Origin of the sequence: Cohnella sp. LGH, from assembly GCF_017671885.1 — a bacterium.
Lineage (GTDB): Bacteria > Bacillota > Bacilli > Paenibacillales > Paenibacillaceae > Cohnella > Cohnella phaseoli.
On record NZ_CP072117.1, the window covers coordinates 1,719,404 to 1,743,376 of the forward strand.

The 23,973-nt window shown below is 56.1% G+C and carries 22 protein-coding genes; 4 read left to right on the forward strand and 18 right to left on the reverse strand.

The window, feature by feature from the left end:
* The first annotated feature begins 6 nt into the window (after positions 1-6).
* A complete protein-coding gene (locus tag J4772_RS06905) occupies positions 7-1,179 on the forward strand; it encodes a YheC/YheD family endospore coat-associated protein (RefSeq protein WP_209074654.1) in 1,173 nt (390 codons plus the stop codon).
* Between the two features lie 1,239 nt (positions 1,180-2,418).
* Positions 2,419-3,513 (forward strand): glycosyltransferase family 4 protein, encoded by a 1,095-nt coding sequence (locus tag J4772_RS06910; protein WP_209074655.1) that lies wholly within the window; start codon positions 2,419-2,421, stop codon positions 3,511-3,513.
* Between the two features lie 77 nt (positions 3,514-3,590).
* Here J4772_RS06910 and J4772_RS06915 read toward each other — a convergent pair whose 3' ends face one another.
* The 16 genes from J4772_RS06915 to moaA all read right to left on the reverse strand — a co-directional run bounded on the left by J4772_RS06915 (position 3,591) and on the right by moaA (position 20,111).
* A complete protein-coding gene (locus tag J4772_RS06915; protein WP_247741042.1) occupies positions 3,591-4,334 on the reverse strand; it encodes a YheC/YheD family protein in 744 nt (247 codons plus the stop codon).
* A 104-nt stretch (positions 4,335-4,438) separates the two neighbouring features.
* On the reverse strand, positions 4,439-6,028 hold the full coding sequence (locus tag J4772_RS06920) for a sensor domain-containing diguanylate cyclase (RefSeq protein ID WP_209074657.1): 1,590 nt from the start codon (positions 6,026-6,028) through the stop codon (positions 4,439-4,441).
* Between the two features lie 40 nt (positions 6,029-6,068).
* Positions 6,069-7,667, reverse strand: a complete 1,599-nt coding sequence (locus tag J4772_RS06925; protein ID WP_209074658.1) for a sensor domain-containing diguanylate cyclase — start codon at positions 7,665-7,667, stop codon at positions 6,069-6,071.
* 229 nt (positions 7,668-7,896) lie between these two features.
* Positions 7,897-9,336, reverse strand: coding sequence for a flotillin family protein (locus J4772_RS06930; RefSeq protein WP_246016396.1), 1,440 nt, complete (start codon positions 9,334-9,336; stop codon positions 7,897-7,899).
* A 41-nt stretch (positions 9,337-9,377) separates the two neighbouring features.
* Entirely contained in the window at positions 9,378-9,878 is a 501-nt protein-coding gene (locus tag J4772_RS06935) for an NfeD family membrane protein (RefSeq protein WP_116059177.1), read from the reverse strand.
* 156 nt (positions 9,879-10,034) lie between these two features.
* Positions 10,035-10,604, reverse strand: a complete 570-nt coding sequence (locus tag J4772_RS06940) for a manganese catalase family protein (protein WP_116059178.1) — start codon at positions 10,602-10,604, stop codon at positions 10,035-10,037.
* Positions 10,605-10,619: 15 nt separating this feature from the next.
* The gene (locus tag J4772_RS36940) at positions 10,620-10,847 is read right to left on the reverse strand and encodes a spore coat protein CotJB (RefSeq protein WP_246016408.1); all 228 of its coding nucleotides are present in this window, start codon (positions 10,845-10,847) and stop codon (positions 10,620-10,622) included.
* 226 nt (positions 10,848-11,073) lie between these two features.
* On the reverse strand, positions 11,074-11,307 hold the full coding sequence (locus tag J4772_RS06950) for a spore coat associated protein CotJA (RefSeq protein ID WP_116059180.1): 234 nt from the start codon (positions 11,305-11,307) through the stop codon (positions 11,074-11,076).
* Between the two features lie 191 nt (positions 11,308-11,498).
* On the reverse strand, positions 11,499-11,663 hold the full coding sequence (locus tag J4772_RS06955; protein WP_209074660.1) for a hypothetical protein: 165 nt from the start codon (positions 11,661-11,663) through the stop codon (positions 11,499-11,501).
* Positions 11,664-11,704: 41 nt separating this feature from the next.
* A complete protein-coding gene (ytvI, locus tag J4772_RS06960; RefSeq protein ID WP_116059181.1) occupies positions 11,705-12,739 on the reverse strand; it encodes a sporulation integral membrane protein YtvI in 1,035 nt (344 codons plus the stop codon).
* A gap of 32 nt (positions 12,740-12,771) precedes the next feature.
* Entirely contained in the window at positions 12,772-14,130 is a 1,359-nt protein-coding gene (locus J4772_RS06965; protein WP_209074661.1) for a hemolysin family protein, read from the reverse strand.
* A gap of 47 nt (positions 14,131-14,177) precedes the next feature.
* Complete coding sequence (gene yfkAB, locus J4772_RS06970; RefSeq protein ID WP_209074662.1) at positions 14,178-15,335, reverse strand: radical SAM/CxCxxxxC motif protein YfkAB; 1,158 nt, start codon at positions 15,333-15,335, stop codon at positions 14,178-14,180.
* A 139-nt stretch (positions 15,336-15,474) separates the two neighbouring features.
* Complete coding sequence (locus J4772_RS06975) at positions 15,475-16,593, reverse strand: HD-GYP domain-containing protein (RefSeq protein ID WP_209074663.1); 1,119 nt, start codon at positions 16,591-16,593, stop codon at positions 15,475-15,477.
* Between the two features lie 153 nt (positions 16,594-16,746).
* Entirely contained in the window at positions 16,747-17,595 is an 849-nt protein-coding gene (locus J4772_RS06980) for an undecaprenyl-diphosphate phosphatase (protein WP_209077021.1), read from the reverse strand.
* Between the two features lie 66 nt (positions 17,596-17,661).
* Positions 17,662-19,098, reverse strand: coding sequence for a bifunctional metallophosphatase/5'-nucleotidase (locus tag J4772_RS06985; RefSeq protein ID WP_247741043.1), 1,437 nt, complete (start codon positions 19,096-19,098; stop codon positions 17,662-17,664).
* An 11-nt stretch (positions 19,099-19,109) separates the two neighbouring features.
* On the reverse strand, positions 19,110-20,111 hold the full coding sequence (gene moaA, locus J4772_RS06990; protein ID WP_116059185.1) for a GTP 3',8-cyclase MoaA: 1,002 nt from the start codon (positions 20,109-20,111) through the stop codon (positions 19,110-19,112).
* Positions 20,112-20,221: 110 nt separating this feature from the next.
* Between moaA and J4772_RS06995 the strand changes: the two genes are divergently transcribed.
* Both J4772_RS06995 and J4772_RS07000 read left to right on the forward strand, forming a co-directional pair.
* Entirely contained in the window at positions 20,222-20,995 is a 774-nt protein-coding gene (locus J4772_RS06995) for a molybdenum cofactor biosynthesis protein (protein ID WP_209074664.1), read from the forward strand.
* A complete protein-coding gene (locus tag J4772_RS07000) occupies positions 20,992-22,041 on the forward strand; it encodes a ThiF family adenylyltransferase (RefSeq protein WP_209074665.1) in 1,050 nt (349 codons plus the stop codon). The genes J4772_RS06995 and J4772_RS07000 overlap by 4 nt, the downstream gene beginning before the upstream one ends.
* A 102-nt stretch (positions 22,042-22,143) precedes the next feature.
* Here J4772_RS07000 and J4772_RS07005 read toward each other — a convergent pair whose 3' ends face one another.
* On the reverse strand, positions 22,144-23,097 hold the full coding sequence (locus tag J4772_RS07005; protein WP_247741044.1) for a 1-phosphofructokinase family hexose kinase: 954 nt from the start codon (positions 23,095-23,097) through the stop codon (positions 22,144-22,146).
* A gap of 19 nt (positions 23,098-23,116) precedes the next feature.
* Positions 23,117-23,971 (reverse strand): class II fructose-1,6-bisphosphate aldolase, encoded by an 855-nt coding sequence (gene fba / locus J4772_RS07010; protein WP_181917468.1) that lies wholly within the window; start codon positions 23,969-23,971, stop codon positions 23,117-23,119.
* Between the last annotated feature and the right edge of the window lie 2 nt (positions 23,972-23,973).

Genomic DNA, 23,973 nt, shown 5'->3' on the forward strand with positions numbered 1-23,973 from the left:
TCTACGGTGCGACAGCCTACCCTCGGCATACTGACTCTTTATTTGAACGAATCGAAGTCGTTGGAAGAAAGGCCGGTTTACGAGAAAATGATTGCGGCTGGCAAGCGGGTCGGCTTGGACGTCTTCGTATTCACGCCTCAAGACGTGGACGACGACAAAGAGCTCATCCGCGCCCAGCTGTACAACCCGGAGACGAAGAAATGGAGCCGCCGGTGGGTTCGCTTTCCTAACGTCATCTACGATCGCTGCCGGATTCAGAAAAGCCATCGCTTCGAACAATTGCTCGCTTTTCGCAAACGCTATTCCTATCTTCATTTTCTCAACCGGCCTCTTCGCAACAAATGGACGATCTATCGCGCGTTAAGCAAAGTGCCGGCCTTCCGCGTGCACTTGCCGGCCACAAGACTGTACCAGTCCGCTGAGGACGTTTCTCTGATGTTAAAGAAGTACCCGACCGTTTACCTGAAGCCGATCAACGGCACCGGAGGCAGAGGTATTCTGCGCATCGAGCGCGGGCGGGAAGGCGGCTTGCTGCTGCAAGGACGCAACCATTCGCGATCGATCGTACAGCCGAAGCATATTTCCCGCGGCCGTCTGGCTTCCGCGCTGGACAGCTGGGATAAGAAGGGCAATCGCTACATCGTTCAGCAGGGGCTGAACATTAAGCTTCCCAGCGGCAGAGTGCACGACTACCGAATGCTGGTGCAGAAAAACGGCTTGGGCATTTGGGAGGTTACCGGCTGCGCGGGCCGGGTCGGCCCTCTTCGCAGCATTACCTCCAACCTGCACGGTGGGGGCGAAGCGGCTCCGATGAACGATCTGCTGAGGCAATGGATCGGCAACGAGAGCGATATCCGGCAAATTCGCCAGACGGCGGAAGCGTTCGGGATCGACGTAGCGCGCTATCTGGAAACAACCTATGGCGCGCTGTGCGAGCTCGCCCTCGATCTGGCCATCGATCGGAGCGGAAAAATCTGGCTGATCGAGGTCAACCCGAAGCCCGCGCGCGAAGTATTTCATCAAGCCGGGGAGCGTGACGTATACCGCAAAGCGATCGTGCGCCCGATTGAGTACGCGCTATGGGCTTATCGGGAAAGGCGCGGCTTGCGCACCCAGAAAACAGGCTCCGGCGTCGCTGTCGATACGGAGCATCGTTCGTCCTCGGAAGCGAGCGACTAGGACGTCTCATAAAGCTGTAGAGACGGTTTCGGAAGCGAGCGACTTGGACGTCTCATAAAGCTGTAGAGACGGTTTCGGAAGCGAGCGACTTGGATGTTTCCTAAAGCGGCGGAGGCTGATAATGGGGCGGAGCTGGTAGAGAGGCGAAGCTGGTAATGAGGCGAAGTTGGTAGAGGGGGGCGCTGTCGGCGCTCGGGGCCGTCCCATAAGTCAGCCTACTTGATGTGAAAGATAATCGATAAACAGATGAAAGGTTAGTACCTCCCTCCGATGCTATACGCTCCCGAAACCTGAATGGGCAAACCATTTGCAAGGTTTCAGGAGCGTATGAAGCAATCTCCGGGAGGTATATACACCTTCTCTCTTATCGATTTTCTCATCAAGCTCCGCTATGGGACAGGCCTTTTGCATTGTGCTGTGAACTTTGCCGAACATCAGCTTCTTCCTCGCTGGAGTACCGCCTGGCGTTCTTATTGGCTAGTCCCCGGCATTTTTCTCGTCAATAGGGCCGCCTCGCGGTCTTATTCGCTGGTCCCCGGCATTTTTCTCGCCAATAGGGCCGCCTGACGGTCTTATTCGCTAGTCCCCGGCATTTTTCTCGTCAATAGGGCCGCCTCGCGGTCTTATTCGCTGGTCCCCGGCATTTTTCTCGCCAATAGGGCCGCCTCGCGGTCTTATTCGCTGGTCCCCGGCATTTTTCTCGCCAATAGGCCGCCTCGCGGTCTTATTCGCCGGAAATCAACTGCCTCACGCTGATAGTGCAATCTATATCTTGGCGCTAACTTCAGCAGTAGAGGTTAGCTAAGCCTCGGCGCTACCCAGGCGGGGATAAAAACCCAAATGTTACTTAAGATCCAACCACTGGAGACGAATAGTCCACTTAACCTGATAACATTGCCCTCTTCCCTCTCCTTCCCTCCTTCCCTCCTTCCCTCTCCCCACCACCTCCTCGCCCACCAATCCCAATCTGCGCTGCAGAGTTGCGTTGTCCTGTCTTTTCAGCCGTTACTGCGAGTCGAAAGGAAACGGCAACGGCGGATTCTGGCGAGTTTTTTTTCGTACATATTTCTTCGTGGTCGGCTTGGACACCTGTAACGTCAAGCGCTCTCACTCTCTTGCCGCGAGTTGGAGCGAATATTTACGTTGACAGGCGGTATTTGTCCTAAGCGAACCTCGGTCGTCCATCATAAGTTGTGGAGGATCAAGTAAAAAATTTATACGGAGCAGGTGTTCGAAAATATGCGCATTCTGATCGTCGCCCCCGAGCAAATTCCCGTTCCTCCGCCGCTCGGGGGGTCGGTAGAAATTACGATTCTGGCCTTAGCCAAGCAGTTGGCCCGCAAACACCGAGTCACAATCGTCAGCCGGGCTCACCGCCGCTATCCGCGCCATTCCGTCATAGACGGAGTGCACATCCACAGGGTGCCTTCCGGCACTCGGGAGACTTACTTGTCCAATGTCAAAAAATTCATTCGAGGGAAAAACTTCGATCTCGTGCAGGTCGACAACCGCCCCCGTTTCATCGGCCCGATCAAACAAATGTCTCCCGGCACTCCGGTCTCGCTTTTCCTTCATTCCTTAACGTTCGTCTCGCCGCCGTATGCGACGCGTTCCTCTGCGGCAGCCGGTCTCTCTCAAGCCGACATCGTCATCGCCAACAGCACGTCGCTGAAGAAGCAACTATCCGCCCGGTTCCCGGGATCCGCGGGCAAAATCCGCAAAGTGTGGCTCGGAGTGGACACGCTCAGATTTACGCCTGCGGGCAAACGAAACTCGGATCGAGCGTTCACAGTGTTGTTCGCCGGCCGCGTCATTCCCCGCAAAGGCGTTCCCGTGCTCCTAAAGGCGATAAAATTGGCCCAGAAGTCCGCGCGTCGACCGATACAAGCGATCATCGCGGGCGGTTCTCCTCGTCCCGGTTATTCGCAACGCATGCGCTCGCTTGCCCGGAAGCTTCGGGTGAACACCCGTTTCCTCGGAACCGTTCCGCATCGCCGCATTCACCAAGTATTCCGCAAGGCCGACGTTTTCGTCTGTCCTTCTCAAAAGCACGAAGCGTTCGGGCTTGTGAATGTGGAAGCGATGGCTTCCGGCGTTCCGGTCATCGCCTCTAGCAACGGCGGCATCAAGGAGATCGTGCGGCATAACCGCAACGGGATTCTTGTGCGGCGCTATCGTCAGCCGCAGTCTTTCGCGACGGCGATCGCCAAGCTCGCCGGCAACAAAGCGCTGCGGCTGCGCATGGCGCGGGCGGCCAGACGGGACAGCTTGCGGCAATTCAGCTGGCAGGCCACGGCAGCCCGGCTCGGTCGAATCTACAAAGCAAGAACATAGAGTTTCTCCGTCCTCTAAAAATAACCCGACCCTCTTCGCAATCGCGGCGGGGGTCGGGTTATTTTGGGGAAAGCTGTTTATTTTCGTCCATAGGCTCTCGCATATCGTCTGATTCTCTTGAATATGGACGGATCGGGCAGCTTGCGGAAAATGTACGGATCGGGGCTTGTATTGACTTCGATAATCCAAGGCTTCAAGGACCGGTCCATACCGATGTCGACGCCAACCTCGCAAACGCCGGGATACTTACGCCGCAATGCCTGCCCCGCGTTGACGCCAATGCGTTCAAGCGTCCGGAGCGTACTTCGCGCCGAATTCTCGCCCATATGACCGCTGAGCAGCCGGTTTACAGGTACGAGTCTGCCTCCGCTGTGGTAGTTGGTCACGATTTTGCCCGGAGCCGCCACCCTGCCGATCATTCCGGTCGTTCGCCACATTTTGCGCGGAGTTAACTGTGCCATAACGCGCAGATCGAATACACGTCCCTTGTGCTTAAGCAATCGGATGCCTCGTTGAATCAAATATCTTCTGCCGCGGATAGAACGACGAATCTCATCGGCCATTGCTCCGCAGGAGGAGTAGGTTTGCGTGCGCTTGCCGTACCGCAGCCGGTAGCGGCCGTTGCCGAGGATCTCGGCGCGCATAACGCCTTTCCCATGCGTACCCGATTCCGGCTTGATATAGACCATTCCGTAGCGCTCAAGCGTGCTTCTAAGCTTGGCGCCCTCAAATCGGATCGTCTCGGGAACGAGCCGCCGCAACGATACGCTCCCCATTAACGCCGCGGTTTTCTTCCACTTACTGCTCACATGCCGGGGCACAGGGCACCTCCTTGGAATCATAATGCGAGCATACGATTCCAGTGTATGAAGCGGGAAGGTCGCCGGAGACAAAAACAGGCTATCGCATGCGCTCTGCGCATCCGCTAATTCGTTGCCGCAAGATCGTTCGCCGCGTGCGCGATCTCCACTCGGTTGCGGCCCTGATGCTTCGCCCGATACAGCGCTTCGTCCGCCACGCGGAAGAGCTGCTCGGCACTGCGGGCAGAGTCCGGATAGTGCGCCGCTCCGATCGACAGCGTCACTATGCCGCCCGTCGGACCATTCGTCTCCGCCATATATTTCCGAATGCGCTCCGCCGCCTCCATTGCGGGATCGAACCGTTCGTCAGGCACAAGAACGATAAACTCCTCCCCGCCGAACCTGCAAATCACGTTGTTTTCCTTAAGCAGCTGACGCAGACTGGTCGCCAGAAACTTCAATACCTCGTCTCCAACGTCGTGCCCGTACGTATCGTTAACGCTTTTGAAATGATCCAAATCCATCACGAGCAGCGAGAACGGATTCCCGCTGGCAATCCAGCTTCCGATAAACTTGTCCATCGTCCTTCGGTTGAACAAACCCGTCAACGGATCGGTCTGTGCCTCCTGAGACAAGCTGTCGAACTGATAGCGAAAATGCCGAACCGCTCTTCCGAACGCCTTGTGAAGCTCGTTGGCTTCATAGTTTAGACCGTGAATCTTCGGCAGCTCATCCGCTCCGCTATTCGTCGGGGAAAGCATCGAAGCAAACTCGGTCAGCTTGACCAACGGCTCGGACAACTTGCGTACGAGAATAGTGATCACGACGACAAAAAGCATCAGCGCAGGCAGCATATACAGCATGATCGACATGATCAGCCGTTTCGCCGACTCTAGCACGGATTCGGCAGGCGTCTGAGCGACAATTCCCCAACCGGCGCTGCCTATCGGTGCGTAGCTGGCCAGCATGTCGACTCCTCTTGTATTAACGATTCTCTTCGCCCCGCTCAATCCGGAAACCACGCTGGAGACGACCGGATTCTCGGTCACCTTCTCCCCGATACGCCCCGAATCGGGATGATAGAGCAGCACGCCTTTGGAGCTTACCACGTAGGCGTACGAGCCGTCCGATTCGTTCGGAACGCTGCCCAGCACCGTCTGGAAAATATTCGTCTCGTGCAGCCGAATCGATCCTCCGATAAACCCGATATAATTGCCGGAAGCATCGTGAAGGGGGGCGCTGACCATTACGATCAACTTGTTCGTTACTGTGCTTACGTACGGCTCGGAGACAAGCTCCCGCTGTTCCCGAAGCGCCTGCGTCGCACCTGCGGACGCCAGCTTGCTGCCCACAGCCGAAGGCAAATTCGAGGCGACGATTAACGTGCCTTCCTTGTCGACGATAAATACGGAGTTATAAAAAGAGTTGCCCTCTTGAAACCGCACGAGCTGGTCCTTCAAATCTGAACGGGTCAGGTCCTCCGATACAGACTCTCCCGTTATCGCCAGGCCATTCATCATATGCTTAAAAATGAAATTCGTCGTTTCGGCAATTTTGTCCGCGTATACTTCGTTTAGCTGAAACGTCAACCGGAATAGCGATTTCTTCTCATTCTGATAAGCCACGAACGATATGATGACGACTGTAGCCAATACTGTAGCCAAAACGATTGCGTTTACTGTCGATCTTAGCTTAAATCCTATGTTTTTGCGCATTTCACTAAACCCCTATAGCTCTCTTTGCTGATGTATTCGATTAATTCGTTGCTGCGACTTCGTTCGCCGCGAGCGCGATCTCCACCCGGTTGCGGCCCTGATGCTTCGCTCGATACAGCGCTTCGTCCGCCACGCGGAAGAGCTGCTCGGCATTGCTCGCGAACCCCGGATAATGCGCCGCTCCGATCGACAACGTCACTTTACCGCCCGTCGGGCCGTCCGTCTCCGCCATATATTTCCGAATGCGCTCCGCCGCCCCCAGTGCGGAATCGAATCGTTCGTCAGGCACAAGGACGATAAATTCCTCCCCGCCGAACCTGCAAATCACGTTATCTTCCTTAAGCAGCTGACGCAGACTGGTCGCCAGAAACTTTAATACCTCGTCCCCGACGTCGTGCCCGTACGTATCGTTAACGCTTTTAAAATGATCCATATCCAGCACGAGCAGCGAGAACGGGTTTCCGCCCGTTATCCAGCTTCCGATAAACTTGTCCATCGTCCTTCGGTTAAACAAGCCCGTCAACGGATCGGTCTGAGCTTCCTGAGACAAGCTGTCGAACTGGTAGCGAAAATGCCGAACCGCTCTTCCGAACGCCTTATGAAGCTCGTTGGCTTCATAGTTAAAACCGTGAATTTTCGGCAACTCGTCCGTTCCCCTATTCGTCGGAGAGAGCATCGAAGCAAAATCGGTCAGCTTAACCAGCGGTTCGGACAATCTGCGCACAAGCAGGGTGATCACGACGACAAAGAGCAGCAGCACCGGAAGCATATACGTAATAATCGCCATAATCAGCCTTCGCGCCGACTGCAGCACGGATTCGGCCGGGGTCTGAGCGACGATGCCCCATCCCGCCTTCTCGATCATGGCGTAGCTGGCCAGCATTTCAATATCGTTGCTGTTCACTAGGCTGAGCGAGCCCGAGCCTCGTTCTCCCGCCGCTATTTTTGCTACGATCGGATTGCGCGCCACTCTCTCTCCGATACGTTTCGGGTCTGGATGATATAGAAGAATGCCTTCCGAGCTAACGACATAGGCATACGAACCGTCCGCCTCATTCGGAACGCTGCCCAGCACCGTCTGGAAAATATTCGTCTCATGCAGCCGAATGGTGCCGCCGATAAAGCCGATGTACCTCCCGGAATTGTCCTGCAAGGGAGCGCTTACCATTACAACCAGATTTTTAGACAACGGATTGACATAAGGCTCGGAGACGAGCGCCCGCTTCATTTTCAGCGCCTGTTCCACGCCCGCGGACTTCATCTTCTGCCCTCGACGAAGCGAGGAAAGATCAGAAGCGTCCACGAGATTGCCCTCCTTATCGACAATAAACGTAATATTGAAAAACGCATTGCTCTGCTGAAAAAGCATCAGTTGGAAATGCAAATCCGTACGCGACAGATCCGACGCCAAGTATCTCCCCGTAATCGCCAGCCCCTGCGTCATATTGTGAAAAATCGAATTTGTCGTCTCGGCGATTTTATTGACGTAGACTTCGTTTAATTGGTAGGTTAGCCGAATGAGCGACTTCTTCTCGTTTTGGAACGCAACTAATGAAATAATGACAACCGTGGCCACTACCGTAATCAATACGAGCGCATTTACCGTTGAGCGTAACTTAAAACCTCTGTTTTTGCGCATATGCATGACCCCTATAGTTCTCTATACTCATTAATTCGACGTATTCGACACAAGCCTGCATTTTCCCTGCGCCGAAGTGCATATCCGCAACGATTATCTTTGAGAAGACCTTTTCAGTCTGTGAAAAGAGCGCCCGAAGGCGCTCCGCTAATTGTTTGCCCACATCCTCTCGGAACAGAGCATCCGTCTCTTCGACTTTGGTCTGTATCCTCCTGGCCGAGGCTATCTGCTATTCAAGCTTCTTCTGCTCGGAGCTGCTGTCAATCGACCGCTCTCCCTCGGTCAGATTGCGCAGCCACTGATGAATGTCCACGCCGGTAAGGGCTCCGACCGTCTCCGGCATTTTCGCGAGCAGGTCGGTTACATAACCGGTCACCTTACCCGCTCCTCCGTTCGGTCCGCTGCCTCCTCCGTCGACGATGACAATTTTCTCCGTCTTCGCAAGCGGCTCGGCAATTGCCCGGGCAATTTCCGGGAATTTCTGTACGATCAGCTCGATAACGGCAGCTTCTCCATACTTGCGCAGCGCGTCCGCGATTTTGTCCTTCGCTTCCGCTTCGGCGAGACCCTTCAGACGAATAACGTCCGCTTCAGCCGTACCTTCCGCACGTTCCTTGTCCGCGTTAGCATTACCGGCCAATCTGACAGCTTCCGCTTCCGCTTTAGCTTTGGCTTCAATCTGGTAGCGATCGGCCTCGGCCCGCTGCTCCTGCGCGAAGCGCTCCGCTTCGGCCTGCTTCTTCACCGTAGCGACCAGCTCGCGCTCGCGCCGTTCGATCTCCTTGGCTTCCAGCTCGATTTGCTTTTCGCGCTCGATGACCTGGATTTGCATTTCTTCGGCTTTAACCGCCTGCAGCGTCTTCGCCTCCTGAAGCTTGTAGGATTGGTCCGCTTCAGCCTTCTTCATATCCTGCTCGCGCTTGAATTCCGCCTTCTTCACTTCCATCTGCTTATGCGATTCAGCAATGTTCGTCTCGGCGGAGAACTCCGCCTTCTTGCCTTCCTCCAGCGCCCGCGACTTGGCGATCTGTTCGTCCCGATAAGCGTTGGCCTTGGCGATCTCGGCGTCGCGTTTGACTTGAGCGATCTGCGGCTGGCCCAGTGCGTCCAGATAACCGTTCTTGTCGCGAACGTCGCGAATCGTGAACGATACGATTTGCAATCCCATTTTGTTAAGATCGCTTGCTGCAACCTCCTGTACGTTCCTCGCAAACTCTTCTCGGTTTTTGTATACGTCTTCCACCGTCATCGTTCCGAGAATGGCGCGCAGATGGCCCTCCATCGTTTGAGTGGCAATGCTTTTGAGTTCCGCTTCGGGTTTGCCGAGGAATTGTTCGGCGGCAGTCGCCATCGACTCCAAATCGCCCTTGATCTTAATCTGGGCAATGCCTTCCACCATAACCGGAACCCCGTGCATCGTATAAACCTCCGGGGTATGTACGTCGACCGTCTGCACCTGCAGCGACAGGAACGACGCTTCCTGGACGACCGGCCAGACGAACGCTCCTCCCGCTTTGACGATCTTCATCCCGTCGCGCGTCAGCGCCCCGGTCACAATCATCGCCTGATCGGCCTTAACCGTGCGGTATCTTGATGCGAAAACGACGATCAGTAAAATCACGACAAGCACAATGCCTACCGGAATGTACAAGGTTGCGTCCACATTCATATGAAGTCCTCGCTTTCTGTAATAGATTGCGCAAATGCGCTTTACGCTTCCTCCACCACGAAGGTACCGGCGATCTCATCCACAATTCTGACTTGAGCGCCTTGCCGGATCGAAACGTCGCCATAGGTCTTTGCCGGCGCGCTATGCCTCGATCCTCCTTGCTCATACACGATTTCTCCCAAACGCGAGCTCAGGATGGATGTTGTGACTTCCGCCAGCGCTCCGATCATCAGCTTCGCGGATTTGGCGCTTCCTTTTTGCGCCGCCTGCAAAGGAATGACGACCAGGAACAGCACCACCGAGGACACACCCAGCGCGATCAGAAGCGATAAGCCGGCGATCGGTATCGCGGACCATTCGGTATTATGCAGCAGCATGTATCCTACTCCGCCAAACACCGTCAGGAATGTCGCGACAATCGTCGGCGACAAAAAAGGCAGCTCTCCCGTATGGATGTCCAGACTGAACAAATCTCCTACGAAAGCCGATAGCACCGCATATCCGACTCCTATGCCGAACAGCACAATCATCAACGTTTCCAAGTTGCCCCGCACCTCCTTCCGTACCTTCGTGGCGGTCTAATAAGTAATACGTAAAAATCGTTGGAAAGTTACTCCTTTTTTGTATTGATCAAGGACGCTGAACCAGCTGCCGCAAAAAACGGCACTCCCGCCACGGGAATGCCGCCGTCCTTACGATCAATACACCTTCTTCTGCTCCCGATCCGATTTCAAAATCTCCACCGCTTCCTTAAACCTAAGCGAGTGTACGATCTCCCTTTCGCGCAAAAATTTGAGAGAATCCTGAATGTCGACATCGTCCGTGTAATCGATTAGCCACTGGTAAGTCGCTCGGGCTTTCTCTTCTGCGGCGATGTCCTCGTACAGATCGGCGATTGGATCGCCCTTGGCGGCAATATAGGCGGCAGTCCACGGTACGCCCGCAGCATTGTTGTAGAACATCGCACCGTCGTGATTCACGAAGTTCGCGCCGAGTCCCGCCGCCTCCAATTGCTCCGGAGTCGCGTCCTTCGTCAGCTTATAGATCATCGTGGCGATCATCTCGAGGTGCGCAAATTCCTCCGTTCCTATATCAGTAAGTAATCCGATGACTTTGTCCGGAATCGTATACCGCTGGTTCAAATAACGAAGCGCCGCAGATAGCTCTCCGTCCGCGCCTCCGTACTGCTCGACAAGGTAACGAGCCATTCGGGGATCGCACTTGCTGACTCTGACCGGATATTGCAGCTTTTTTTCATAAATCCACATATTTCCGCCTCCTCCCTATACTTGCCACGGCCATGGCGTGTCGATCCACTGCCACGGAAACCGGCTGTAGCTCAGCCCGAATTGCAGCAGCGGACCGTATTTGATCTCGAATTCATGCGCGATCTGACGCCTCCTCTGCGAAAGCTGATTAAATTGCTGAACGGCCTGCATATCGTTGGGGTGGGTATCCAAATAAAGCGTCAATTCGACCAGCGCGAAATCCGTCTTCTGCAGCTCGAACAGTTCCTTGCAATAGGCGTCGTCCCCCCTTGAGCCCGGCTCGGGAGCTTGATCCTGACCGTCTCGATAGCCCGGATAGTCCCGGTTGTGGCGTTCGTACGTATCGTGGCGTCCGTTCCAATCGTTGCGATCATTTCGGTCATTACGATCGTTACGTTCATTGCGCTCGTTGCGCTCGTTGCGTTCGTTACGTTCGTTACGATCGCTGCGTTCATTGCGATCGAATCGATCAGCCATTGCCTTTCCCTCCTTTCGCCGAGCGCCGGGCCGGATAATTGCTGTACAGCGCGGGCCACAGAGTGCCCTTCCGCAGCGCTTCCTCCAACGAGAATTGCGGCAGATTCATTGGCTGAAACGAGATATATTGATTAGGCGGAACGACGTACCACTTCACGCGGATGGGAGGGCAAGGGTCGTGCGGCCCGACATAGGGCTTCCAACTCCGCCACTGAGAATCGTACATGATGCTGTTACCTCCTCTGTAGTTCGCCGATCTCGGCGCGATAGACGTAATTATCCGCTAATATCCTATGCCCAAAGTCCTACGTTTCTGACACCCTCTTTAAAATAAAGACGCCCCCGAGACTTTCCATGCGGACGCAGGCTGTACACCTGCGGCTTCCGCGCGGATCGTCCAAGGACATCTTCCTCTTTCTATATAAGTTGAACCAATGAAAGGGAAGCCCATTGCATTCCAAAAGGGATGATTTTGCCGACTTCAGACAGGTTGTTTTGGGCTGCTTGGATCGATAAGATCTTCAGAGGTAAGCAGCCTAAAGCCAAAACTCGCGGCAAAACCATTCCCTTTTTCCATTCCATTGGGTCATCTCTTCGAGGTATCTTTGGTTCAACTTATATAGCTATTGAAATTTGATCTTGAAATCGAACAGTCCCGCCTTGCGCATCGCCATGAACACAATGACAACGATTGGTCCGAGGAATACGCCGACGATGCCGACCAGTTCATAGCCGACATAGAGGCTGATCAGGGCCGACAAGGCGCTGATTCCGACCGCGTCTCCGAGAATTTTCGGTTCGACGATCCGGCGCACGACCGTGATGACGAGGAATAACAAAATCAATCCGATACCGGTGTACATGTCTCCGACGGCGATCTGGAACGCCGCCCACGGGACGAGCGCCGAGCCTACGCCAAGCACGGGGAGAATGTCGACGATCACGATGACGAGCGCTATGGCGAGCGGATATCCCGTTCCGATGATCAGTAGACCGGCGAATGATAAAATATAAGTAATGACGCTGAGCAGCAGCTGCGCGCGCAGAAATCCAAACACCGATCTGCGCAGGCTGGCCAGCACTTCCTCCACCTGAAGCTTTGACTTCTCTTCGAACAAAGACAGGAACGAGCTTTTCATCATCGGCAGGCTCAACGTGAACAAATAAACCGCGACCAGGAACACGATAAAAAAGATAAAAAAGTCCGGTATGCCCGATGCGAAGCTGAACAGTACCCCGGACAGCTTCGTGGACAGCTGGCTGAGCGCGGCCGTGATGTTGGACACCCAGGTCTCGAGCTGATCCGGCAGCGGCGCAGCTCCGTGGTTTGAATAGGTCTGCGCCTGCTCGATCAAGCTTTGTATGTACTCGCTGGCATCCTCCAGCATGCTCGGCATTTTATCCAGAAACGCTCTCAACTCGCTAACCAGCTTCATGCCGAGCAAGCCGAGCAACCCAAGCAGAACTACGGTGAACAGCGTGCTGGAAACGGTCGATGCGGCCAGCCGGTTCATCCTCGCCTTGTTCATAAACTGCAGCGTGAGCGGCTCTAGGAAGATGGCCACGACAAGCGCAAGCAAGAACGGCGCGCCTACCGTAAACAGCAAATACAAAAATAAGAGTGAGGAAACCATCAGCACAATGGCTCGAATCGGCACGGCCTTTTCCCTCTTCCCGGGCTCTCCCGCCGCTACTGATTGTCTGGGTTCGATCGCGATGCTTTATCGGGGGAATCCGCCAACGCTAGTTTATTTTTGTAAATATGCACCCGCTGTACTCGAAGCCGTTCCGTCTGGGCAATTTCGAAGACGTAGCCTTCATAGACGACCTTCTGTCCTTTGGAGATGGTGCCCTCCAAGTGGTTGAACAGCCAACCGCCGATCGAATCCACTTCGTCGTCCTCGATATCCAGGCCGAACAGATCGTTCACGTCCTCTATCAGCATACGCCCGTCCACGGAAGTTAATTCCCCTTTGATCACGACGTTCGGCAACTCATCGTCGAATTCATCCTGCAGTTCTCCGACCAGCTCCTCCAAAATCGTCTCGGCCGTCAGCATGCCTGCGGTTCCGCCGTATTCGTCGATGACGATGGCGACTTGAGATTTTCGGCGCTGCATCAGGTTCAGCACCTTGCTGATCTCCATCGATTCCGGCACGCTTAGAATCGGACGCAGAAATTCCTTGAGATTATGCTCCTCATCCGGATCGGCGGTTAGCAAATCGGTAATGTGCACGAATCCGATAATCTGATCCTTGTCCTCGACACCGACCGGATAACGCGTATGTTTAGTCGCATACACCAGCTTCATGTTGTCCGCGTACGAAACGTTCGTAAACAGGCAGTCCATGTCGGTTCTCGGAAGCATGACCTCGCGAGCGACCCGGTCGGCGAACTCGAAGACGTTGTCGAACAACGTCATCTCGTCCTTGTCGATAATGCCGCTCTTGGCGCTCTCATCCATCAGAATGCGAATTTCTTCTTCTGTATGGGCCGCTTCATGTTCGCCGGCCGCTTCAACTCCGATCAGCTTGAGCAGACGGTTAGCCGCGCCGTTCAATAACCAGATAAACGGCAGAAACAGCCGATAGAACATGAGCAGCGGCAAGCTCAGCCAGAGCGAGACGCCTACGGAGCGCTGAATCGCCAACGATTTCGGAGCCAATTCCCCGAGCACGATATGCAGAAATGTGATGATGCAAAAAGCGGCTACGAACGCGATCGAATGGATCACCGTTTCGTCCGTTACGCCGAACCCGTGAAGCAGAGGCGCAATGATCAGATCGGCGATCGCCGGTTCCCCGACCCAGCCCAAGCCCAGCGAAGCCAAAGTAATGCCTAATTGCGTCGCAGACAAATAGGCGTCCAGCCTCTGATTTACCTTCAGCGCGTATTTCGCGCGAACGTTGCCTTCATTGCTCAGCTGAGTCAGCCGGCTTTGCCGCACCTTGACGAGCGCAAACTCGGACGCAACGAAAAAACCGTTAAGGAGTACCAGGAATAATACGAGAACGACGTTCCAGAAAATCAAATTCCATTCGAGTTCCAAGTGAACGTATTCCTCCTTATCTTCGCGGGCGGAGCACTATCGTATTTTTATGGAAGGGCTCGCCTTGTCATAAAGTCGACATCCCTGTAGTACATGTCCTGAACAAGCAAATTGGGGCCGCAGCACCCTGCGGCGGGACAATGGCAGTTGATCGCCTGCTGCATCGGATGCTCCCGCCACTTGGCGAACACGTCGTCCAGCTTTTCCTCCCGGATATTGCCGAACGGGGGAACCGAGGCAAAATCGGTCACGTAGACGTCGCCGCTAAACATATTGACGTTAACGCGATTGCGGCCGTCAGGATCGTTGCGGACGGTCACATTCGGCTCAGATCTCAATCTGGACACGAGCCGGCGTTCCTCTTCCTCTTCGCTGCAGGCGAAAAACGGCAATGTCCCGAACAGCATCCATATCCCAGGGTCGCGCACATCAAGCAGCGTCTTTACCGCATCCATCATTTGCCGTCTGGTAATGACCGGAAGAGAGGACGCAAACGAGCTGGGATACATCGGGTGTACCTCGTGGCGCAGGCAGCCCATCTCGATAATAAGTCGATGAATATCCGCAATGCGCTCATGCGTCCGGTAGTTGATCATCGATTCCGCGGATACGAACAGACCGCCCTCGGAGAGCCTTCTAGCATTATCGATCATTCTCTCGTACAGCTTGGAAGTCGTCTCAAGCCGAACGCTGCGCCCGGTGCGAGCGAAGCCGACCTGATGGAAATCCTCGGCTTGCGTATAGTTAAAAGAGATGTGCATGACGTCCAAATAAGGCGCAATCAGCTCATACCGTTCGAAGTCCAAAGTGACGTTAGAGTTAAGCTGCGAACGTATGCCTCTCTCGCGCGCATACTTCAATACAGGCAAGATGACGTTCCTGACCGTCTCGAGGCGAAACGTGGGCTCCCCTCCAGTTATACTGATCGTCTCCAGATGGCGCACTTCGTCCATTCTGCGGAAAAGTAAGTCTAGCGGAAGATGCGGCGCCTCTGTCATCGTTAAGCCGTCGCCTACGGCGCAGTGCTCGCATCTCATATTGCACAGATGAGTCACCGTCAGCTCCACGCTCGTCAACTCGTGTCTTCCGTGCTGCTGCAGGGAACGAATCGGATCCCATGGATCGTAAGCGGGAGATAATACGGGCCAGTCGGAAGGAGCGGCAAAAGGAGCCGCCTTCGCTGGCCGGGATAAAGCTTGCTGCATCGTTCATGCTCCTGTCGTTCTTTACGTTATTTTTATTGTAATGGTCGGAGCCGATAAAAACAAACCCATCGTGCGGGAAAGACCAAACAAGCCGCCCTCCGCGCAGGTTCGTCTGCGCACGGGCGGCCTTACATCGGCTTTAGGCAGGCATCGTGCCTGCTCCTTCTGCCGGATTCAACTCAATTTTGGTGATCAGAACGTTCAAATGCTTGGACAGATCCAACTCGAACGGCACTTTCAGCTCGACGCCGTCCTCGTCTGTCAGCACGCGCAAAATCGGCCGGTGAGCGCATGTAGAATTGATGTCGCAGACGACCGCGCTCTGTCCCGTGTTCAGCTTCACGGTTAGTCCGATCGGATAGATGGCTACCTTGTCGCGAAACAGCTGCAGCTTCGACATATCGTACAGAGTCCCGCTTCCCGAGTACAGCATCTCCACTGCCTGATGCGGAAGGATAGCGTCGCGATACACGCGGTGGCTCGTCATCGCATCGTAGGAATCGACGATTCCGACCCATTTGGCATAATCGTGGATTTCGTCGCCCTTAATCCCTCTTGGATAGCCCGAGCCATTTAGCCGTTCGTGATGCTGGTAGGCGCAGTGAGCGGCCAGTATCGGAATGTTCGGCTCATCCTTGAGCAGGTAAAAGCCCCGCTCCGTGTGCCGTTTCATTTCGTCGAACTCATAGGCCGACAGCGATCCCGGCTTGAGCAGCACCTGCATGGAAATTTGCGTTTTGCCCACGTCATGAAGCAATGCGCCAATCCCCAGCGTTACAAGCTCGTCGTGACTATAGCCGTGGGCCATGCCGAGCAAAGTCGTATACACGCACACGTTCATCGAATGCATGTACAAGTAATGATCCACTGTATGCAAATTCATTAGCATGATCATCGCGTCCTGGTTTCTGTCCAAGTCTTCCATGATCAGCTGCATGACTTCTTTCATTTTGCGTCCGACGTAAGGATACGTGCTGTTTTTGCTTTTCGAGGTCGAATTGCCGAATTCCCGAAACACCGTGCGGATCGTCTGCAGCGTTCGTCGCTGCGTCTCGTCGCTGAGCAGTTCGGGGATGGACAGGTCGTCCGTTCGTGAATCCTGAATATATACAAAACTGACCCCGCATTCTCCCAGTCGCCGGATGAGTGTGGAAGTGAGCTCGACGCCTTCGGCCAGCAGCACGATGCCGTCATCGGAATAAATTCTTTTCGCCAGTCTCATCCCCGGCCGACATAGAGAAATCGGCATCATGCGCATTTCGTGATTTTCCTCCTTCGCGACGGAATCTGGCAGACAAAAGTTCCCTTATGATTACATCGGAATTCAACTTCGTTTATTGAATAGCCCTTCGAGGAGAATTTTGATTATTCTCCATGATTCGACATTATTCCACCCTGATTAAAGCAGCCGCTATCGCATAATGAAGAAATAAAACAAAGCGGCCAGAACGAAACGATACCACGCGAAATATTTCAATTTGAATTTCTGCAGCGCCTTCAGAAACGCGACGACGACGATCCAGGCAACAAGAAAAGAGACGATAAATCCGGTAAGCAGGAAACCCAGGTCGATGTCGCCGGAACGGAAATTGTCGATGTTGCTGAGCAGCTCGTAGCCGGTCGCCGCCGTCATGATCGGGATAGCGATGAAGAAACTGAAGTCGGCGGAAGCCCGGTAGCTGACGCCGCCGAGCATGCCGGCCGCGATCGTCGATCCGGAGCGGGAGAAGCCGGGCCATACGGCCGAAATGCATTGGAGAACGCCGATCAGCAGAGCCTGCTTGTAGGAAATGTCGTCCATCGTTTCCGCCGTTCTCTTCATTTTCCCCGCATCGTATAGCGCCTCGGCCGCCCACATGTAGATGCCGCCCGCGACCAGCGCCCATAACACCGGAGCGGGGTGAAACCCGATTTCCTTAATCGTGTCCCGAAACAGATAAGCAATGCCTAACGGCGGGACGATGCCGAGCGCGACGTGGATCAGGTTCAACCCGCGCTTCGGAAAGGCGTCTACCGAGAGCCCGCGAACCGACTGTGCCTTGCCCAGGCCGAGCACTTGCAAAATCTTGTCCCGGTAGACGAGCGCAATCGCCAAAATCGCCGCGAACTGAATGACGATTTCGAACGTCTTGAGCTGCTCCGGAGCTTCCTCGTAGCCAAGAAGCTTGTTCGTCAAAATCATATGCCCCGTCGAGGATACCGGCAGAAACTCCGTCAGACCTTCCACAATTCCCAGAATGATAGAATCGAACCAATGCAGCACTGGCCTTTCACTCCCCCGGAACTAAAGTTCATTGCGGCGGTACAGCCGGTCCGCGGAAGCCGATCAGGATTCGTCGAAATATCGCCATCTCGGCTCCTTGGACCGCGCGATCAGCAAGCTGTCGTTAAGCGAGCGGACAAGCACGTCCCGGATAAACTCCGGCAAGTAGTAGCGAATGTCCCGGCCTTCCTTTAATCCGATGTACCCGACGCCGAAGGTGAACATATCCAGCGTCGCCACCGTGTATTCCCTGTGTTTGTCCAAGGCCGTCCCGCCCACTCTGGCCTCCACAATGCGATGATAAGGAGGCCGGGCAAAATCCGCGCTCACCTCTATGCCGTCCAGGCACAGCGTTCCGAGCACCCGGCCGCGAAAGCCGAAACCGCGTATTTCCAGGTTCTGAAATTCCGGCAGCAGACTCTCTTCGAGCGACCTTAGAATTAATTCCCCGTTCAAGCGCACCGAGCACGGGTTGATCGGAGACGGGCAAATCCCGTGAATCCTCTCTTCCGTGACGCCTCCGGCCGACAACCCTTCGAGCAGTTGTCCGGCGTTCACCAAGGCGAGCTCCGCCCCGGTCATCGTCCGAATCGCTGCGGACAGCAGCGTTGGCAGGGGAGATTCCCGATCGTACCGCAGCGAGAGCGGCTCGCTGAGACGGGCGATCTTCCGGCCCATCTTGAGCTTGGCCTGCTCGCGATGCGCCGCAATCAGAGCGTCGATGTCCTCGCTAGCCGCCATGTCGTCGGTCGACCTGCTGCCGCCGGACACTTTCACCAGTCTGCGGTCTGCCCCGAATTCCAGTTGCAGATGGCCGACATACGCGCCGAATTTGCCGGCGGCGCATATCGCAGTATCGCCTACGAGCAACGGAACCTCCAGCAGATGGTGGGTATGGCCGCCAAGAATGAGATCTACGCCCGGCACGGTCGCGGCGATCCGCTCGTCGCTGCGCAGCCCGAGATGGGAGAGCACGACGATTGCATCGGTCTGCGGCTTCAACCTTGCGACCTCAGCCTCCAGCGCGGCGATCGGCTCGCCGGCTTCCCAGCCGAGCAGGTCGTAGTACTCGGCGTAAGGAACCGTCAAGCCAATCAGTCCGATGCGCATGCCGGCCCGCTCCAGCACGAGGGACGGAATCATCCAGGATGGCGGGCGCCCGGTGGCGGACAACGCCATGTTCGCGCATACGAACGGAACGGTCGTTCCCGTGAATATCCGATCCAGTTCATCCGGCGTGTAGCTCAGTCCTTCGTTATTGCCGGGCAGCGCCGCGTCGTAGCCGATCCGCTCCATGAGCTCCCGGTTGACTGCGGCCATCGTTCCCTCCGTCTCCATACGCGCCCGATCCAGAAAGTCGCCGCAGTCGACGACGATCAGCTCGTTCCGCTCCGTCCGCTCACGCACCCCGTCAATATAGCCCGCGATCTTCGATGTCTCTTCCAAATGGCTGTGCAAATCATTTGTATGCAGCAATGTGACCGTTACATTCTTGATCATCGGACAATCTCCTAACCGCCAATCTGCGACATTCTCCGCTCGGTCGGCGCGTGGCTCAGCGAAGTGCCGGCCAGCACGGCGGCCATCTCGTGGTTTTCCGGCTTTACGTCCATCGCTTTCAGGAACAGACTCTCCATCGCTTCGGGAGAACCCAGCGCAGGCTTGACGCTTAATTCGTCCATCCAGTACAGGCAGGGCTTTAAATGGCCGTCGGCGGTCAAGCGAAGCCGATTGCAGCTTTGGCAGAAGTGATCGCTGACCGGGTGAATTAATCCGAACGTTCCGACTCCGCCCGCGATACGCCAGTTTTCCGATGGCCCGCTGCCCTGCGGTCCCTCTTCGCGCTGCAATGAGAAACCGAGACGAGCTGCTTCCTCTATAACGGCCGACAATGGAAGATAGCGGCTGCGCCATCCGGCATCGTCGTGCCCGATCGGCATATATTCGATGAAACGCACATGGATCGGCCTCTCCATCGACAGCTTCAGAAAACGTCCGATTTCATCTTCGTTAACGCCCTTCAGCAGCACGCAGTTCAGCTTAATCGGTCCAAGCCCCGCTTCCGCAGCCGCTTCAATGCCTTCCCACACCCGGTTTAGCTCTCCGCGGCGGGCAATAAATTTGAAACGGACGTCGTCCATCGTGTCCAAGCTGATATTGACCCGCTTAAGGCCCGCTTCCTTCAGCTTGCGCGCCTGCTGCTTAAGCAGCAGACCGTTAGTCGTCAAGGAGATGTCCTCGACGCCCGGCAGAGCGGAGAGGCCCGCAATCAGCTCGTCGAGGCCCTGCCGCACAAGCGGCTCCCCTCCGGTAATGCGGAATTTGCGGATTCCGAGCTTCACTGCCGATTCCGCGACTTCGACGATCTGCGGGTAGGTCAGCAGACGGTCCTGGTCCATGAACTGCACGCCTTCTTCAGGCATGCAATACAGGCAGCGCAGATTGCACCTGTCGGTCACGGATATGCGCAAATAGGTGTGCTTCCTTCCGAATCTGTCCAACAATTCCGCCACTGCCGATCCCCCTTTTCGCCACTCTCGTATCCTTCTAGCATAACATTTTCACAAGGGATATGGTATGCTTGCGGAAGCGAATGTTAGCGATCCGAGGGGGAAAACCAACGATGAATTCTGCATGGAACATCCAATTATTCGCGGGACTGGCGGAAAGATTGGGTCAGCGCTCGCTGCAGATCGATTGGGAAGAAGACGAGTTAAGCGCAGGGCAGCTCAAACGGCGGCTAGCCGAGCGACATCCGGAGCATGCCGATTTGCTGTCCGTCTGCTTTCTGGCATGCAACCGCGCCTACGCCCACGATTCTGCGACCGTAAAACGAAGCGACGAGCTTGCCCTTCTGCCTCCGGTATCCGGAGGCCTATCCGATGCCGAAGCCGCAGCTGAGAACGGTGCAATCAGTCAGCAGAGATACGGAATTACCGAGCTTCCGCTTGATGTCGAACGGACGATAGCCGCCGTATACCACCCCGATCACGGCGCAGCCATCGCCTTCGTCGGAACGACGCGCGAATGGACTGCGGGCAAGCGAACGGTCACGCTCGAATACGAAGCTTACAAACCGATGGCCGAAGCTTCCCTCGCATCGATCGGAGATGAAATATCCGCCCGCTGGCCGGGTACGCTCACCGCGATCGCTCATCGGATCGGAACGGTCGGTATCGGGGAGATCAGCGTCGTCATCGCCGTCTCTTCCGCTCATCGGGCCGATGCCTATGAAGCAAGCCGTTACGCGATCGAACGACTGAAGCAGGTCGTGCCGATCTGGAAAAAAGAAATCTACGAGGATGGCACAGAGTGGAAGGGGCATCAGCTAGGGCCTTGGAATCCGCTGGCTGCGCCAGGCGGCTCGGGACGACCGGAAGAAGGCGCCGGGCAATGACAAACGTCGAGCTCGATACCCGCTACGCACGGCAAGCGCGCTTCTCCGGGATCGGATCGGACGGTCAGCAGCGGCTGCTGCAAGCTCATGCCGCCATTGTCGGCGTCGGCGCGCTCGGCTGCGCGATCGCCAACCATTTGGCCCGCGCCGGAGTAGGCAGTTTGACGCTGATCGACCGAGACATCGTCGATCGCAGCAATCTGCAGCGCCAAATGCTGTTCGACGAAGCGGACGCCGCTGCCGGAACCCCGAAGGCGGTTGCGGCAGCGGCCCGGCTATCCGCCGTTAACAGCGGCATCTCGATTGCGGCCCGCGTGGCGGATTTGAACGCGTATAACGTCGAGCGATTGCTCAAAGGCGCAGACATCGTGCTGGACGGCACGGACAACTTCAGCGTACGGTATTTAATTAACGAATACTGCGTGAAGAACGGCATTCCATGGGTGTACGGCGGAGCGGTTGGCGCGTCCGGCATGTCGTTGACGGTCATTCCGGGAACGACGCCCTGCCTCCGCTGTCTGTTTCCCTCCATGCCGCCGGGCGGTTCGCTGGATACGTGCGAGACGGCCGGCGTGCTCGCCCCCATCGTGGACACGATCGCCTCCGTACAAGCGATGGAAGCGATCAAGCTGCTGACAGGTCGTACTGAAGCCTTGCACGGCTCGCTACTGCAGATCGATCTATGGCAGAGTCAGTGGCAATCGCTTGCCGTCGGCGGGGCACGCAATCCGGAATGCCCCGTATGCGGCCGCCGCCATTTCGAAGCGCTTGAGGGAAACGAGGAGACCGACGGAACGATGACCGTCTCCTTATGCGGACGCAGCACCGTTCAGGTCATGCCTGGAAGACCGCTGACGCTCGACCTGCAAGCGCTCGAGCCTCGGCTGGCCCGAGCAGGCAGCGCCGAGCTGACCGCTTACTCGCTAAGGCTGCAGCTGCCCGGCGGCGTAACGTTCGTGCTGTTCGACGACGGGCGCGCGCTCGTTATCGGAACGGAAGAAGCCCAGACCGCCCGGCGCATTTATGCCGAGCTTCTGGGCGAATAGAAAAGCGAATCTGATGCAAGCGAAGCTGTCTCATAAGTAAAAAGAGTCGTACAAAAAGATGATCGATAGAGAATGTTGTCGTGCATGTATCTCCCTACGATGCTATAGCCATTCCTCGACGGCAATTTCGCGAAGCAGCCTGGCGTGCTCCCTCGGATCGACGTCTCCGGTCGTCTCGGACAGCGCGTTGGCGCTGCCCGCCGCCGCCGCATACCGCAGGCACTCCTCGATCGGCCAGCCTCTGACGTGGCCGTAAGCGTATCCCGCGACAAACGAATCTCCGCTGCCCACAGTATTGACCGGCTCGATCTTCGGAATACGGACGCGGTAGATCCGTCCGCCGGCTCCGGCTACGGCTCCCTCCGCTCCCAGCGTCGCCGCTACGATCGGAATCCCCTGCGCCATCAGCTTGCGAATACCTTCGCGCAGATCGCCGTCGTGCGAATCAGGCAGCAGGGAGACAATCTCGTCCTCGTTCGGCTTGATAAAGGACGGCAGAGCCGTCACGCCCCTCACGAGCGATTCCCCGCTCGTATCCAGGAACACGTCTGCTCCCGCGGCACGGGAGAGAGCGATCAGCTCCGCATACAGCGTTGGAGAAGTTCCGCCCGGCAAGCTGCCGGAGAAGACGACAAGCGCCGACTCCGCGCTCAGCCGCTGCAGTTCGCGTTTGAACCGTTCAAGCTGATCTTCGCCGATGACCGGTCCCGGCTCGAGCACTTCAGTGGACGAGCCGTCGCCTTCATCGATAAAGTTCATGCACAGGCGCGACTCGCCCGGAATCGCGACAAACTCCGAGCGAATGCCGGCCTCCTTCACCCCGTTCACAATGAACTGGCCGTTATAGCCGCCCGCGAAGCCGGTCGCGGCCACCTCGGCGTGCCCGAGCTGCTTCAGCACCCGGGCTACGTTCAGCCCTTTGCCTCCCGCCGTGGACACGACTTTGGCCGCGCGCGACACTTTGCCTTTAACGAAAGCGGGCATATAGTACGTCTTGTCGATCGCCGCGTTCAGCGTTACAGTCGTAATCGTCGTTCTAGCATTCGCGTTCGTCACCGCTGTGCCTCCGCTTCGCTTATGCTTTGCCGATCGAGCCGCACAGACGCATTTTCTCGATGGCCGCCGCTTTCAACGCTTGCTTCGCCGGAACCATGTATTTACGCGGATCGTTCTCTTCGGGATTTTTGGCGAACACTTCCTTGATCGCGTCGGAGAAGACGATACGCAGCTCGGTCGCAACGTTCATCTTGGACATGCCGAGCGACACGGCCCGTCTCACCTGATCCTCGGGGATACCGGAGCCTCCGTGGAGAACGAGAGGTACGGATACTTTGGCGGCAATGCGTCCGATGCGATCGAAATCAATGTTCGGATCGCCTTTATAGATGCCATGAGCCGTACCGATCGCCGGAGCCAGCGTATGCACGCCCGTCAGCTCGACGAATTTGGCGCACTCGTCCGGATCGGCCAGCAGCGCGTCGCGCTCGTCGACGACGATGTCGTCTTCGACTCCGCCGACGCGGCCCAGCTCGGCTTCGACGTTAACGCCAACCGCGGAAGCCGCCTCGACGACTTTACGGGTTTGCTCGACGTTCTTCTCGAACGGATCGTGGGAAGCGTCGATCATAACCGACGTGTAGCCCGCGCGAATACATTGCATGATCGTGCCGAAATCGGAGCAGTGATCCAGATGCAGCGCAATCGGCACGGAGCTGCGGTTCGCCGCGACCGTAGCCGCAGCCGCAATGTAGTCGGGTCCCAGATGCTTTACCGTGCCGACAGTCGATTGGATGATAAGCGGGGATCTGGTTTCCTCCGCCGCTTCGACGACCGCCTGCAGCATTTCCAACGTGTGGACGTTAAACGCCCCGATACAATATCCGCCTTCTTTTGCCGCTTGCAGCAGCGGCGTTGACGATACAAGTGCCATGA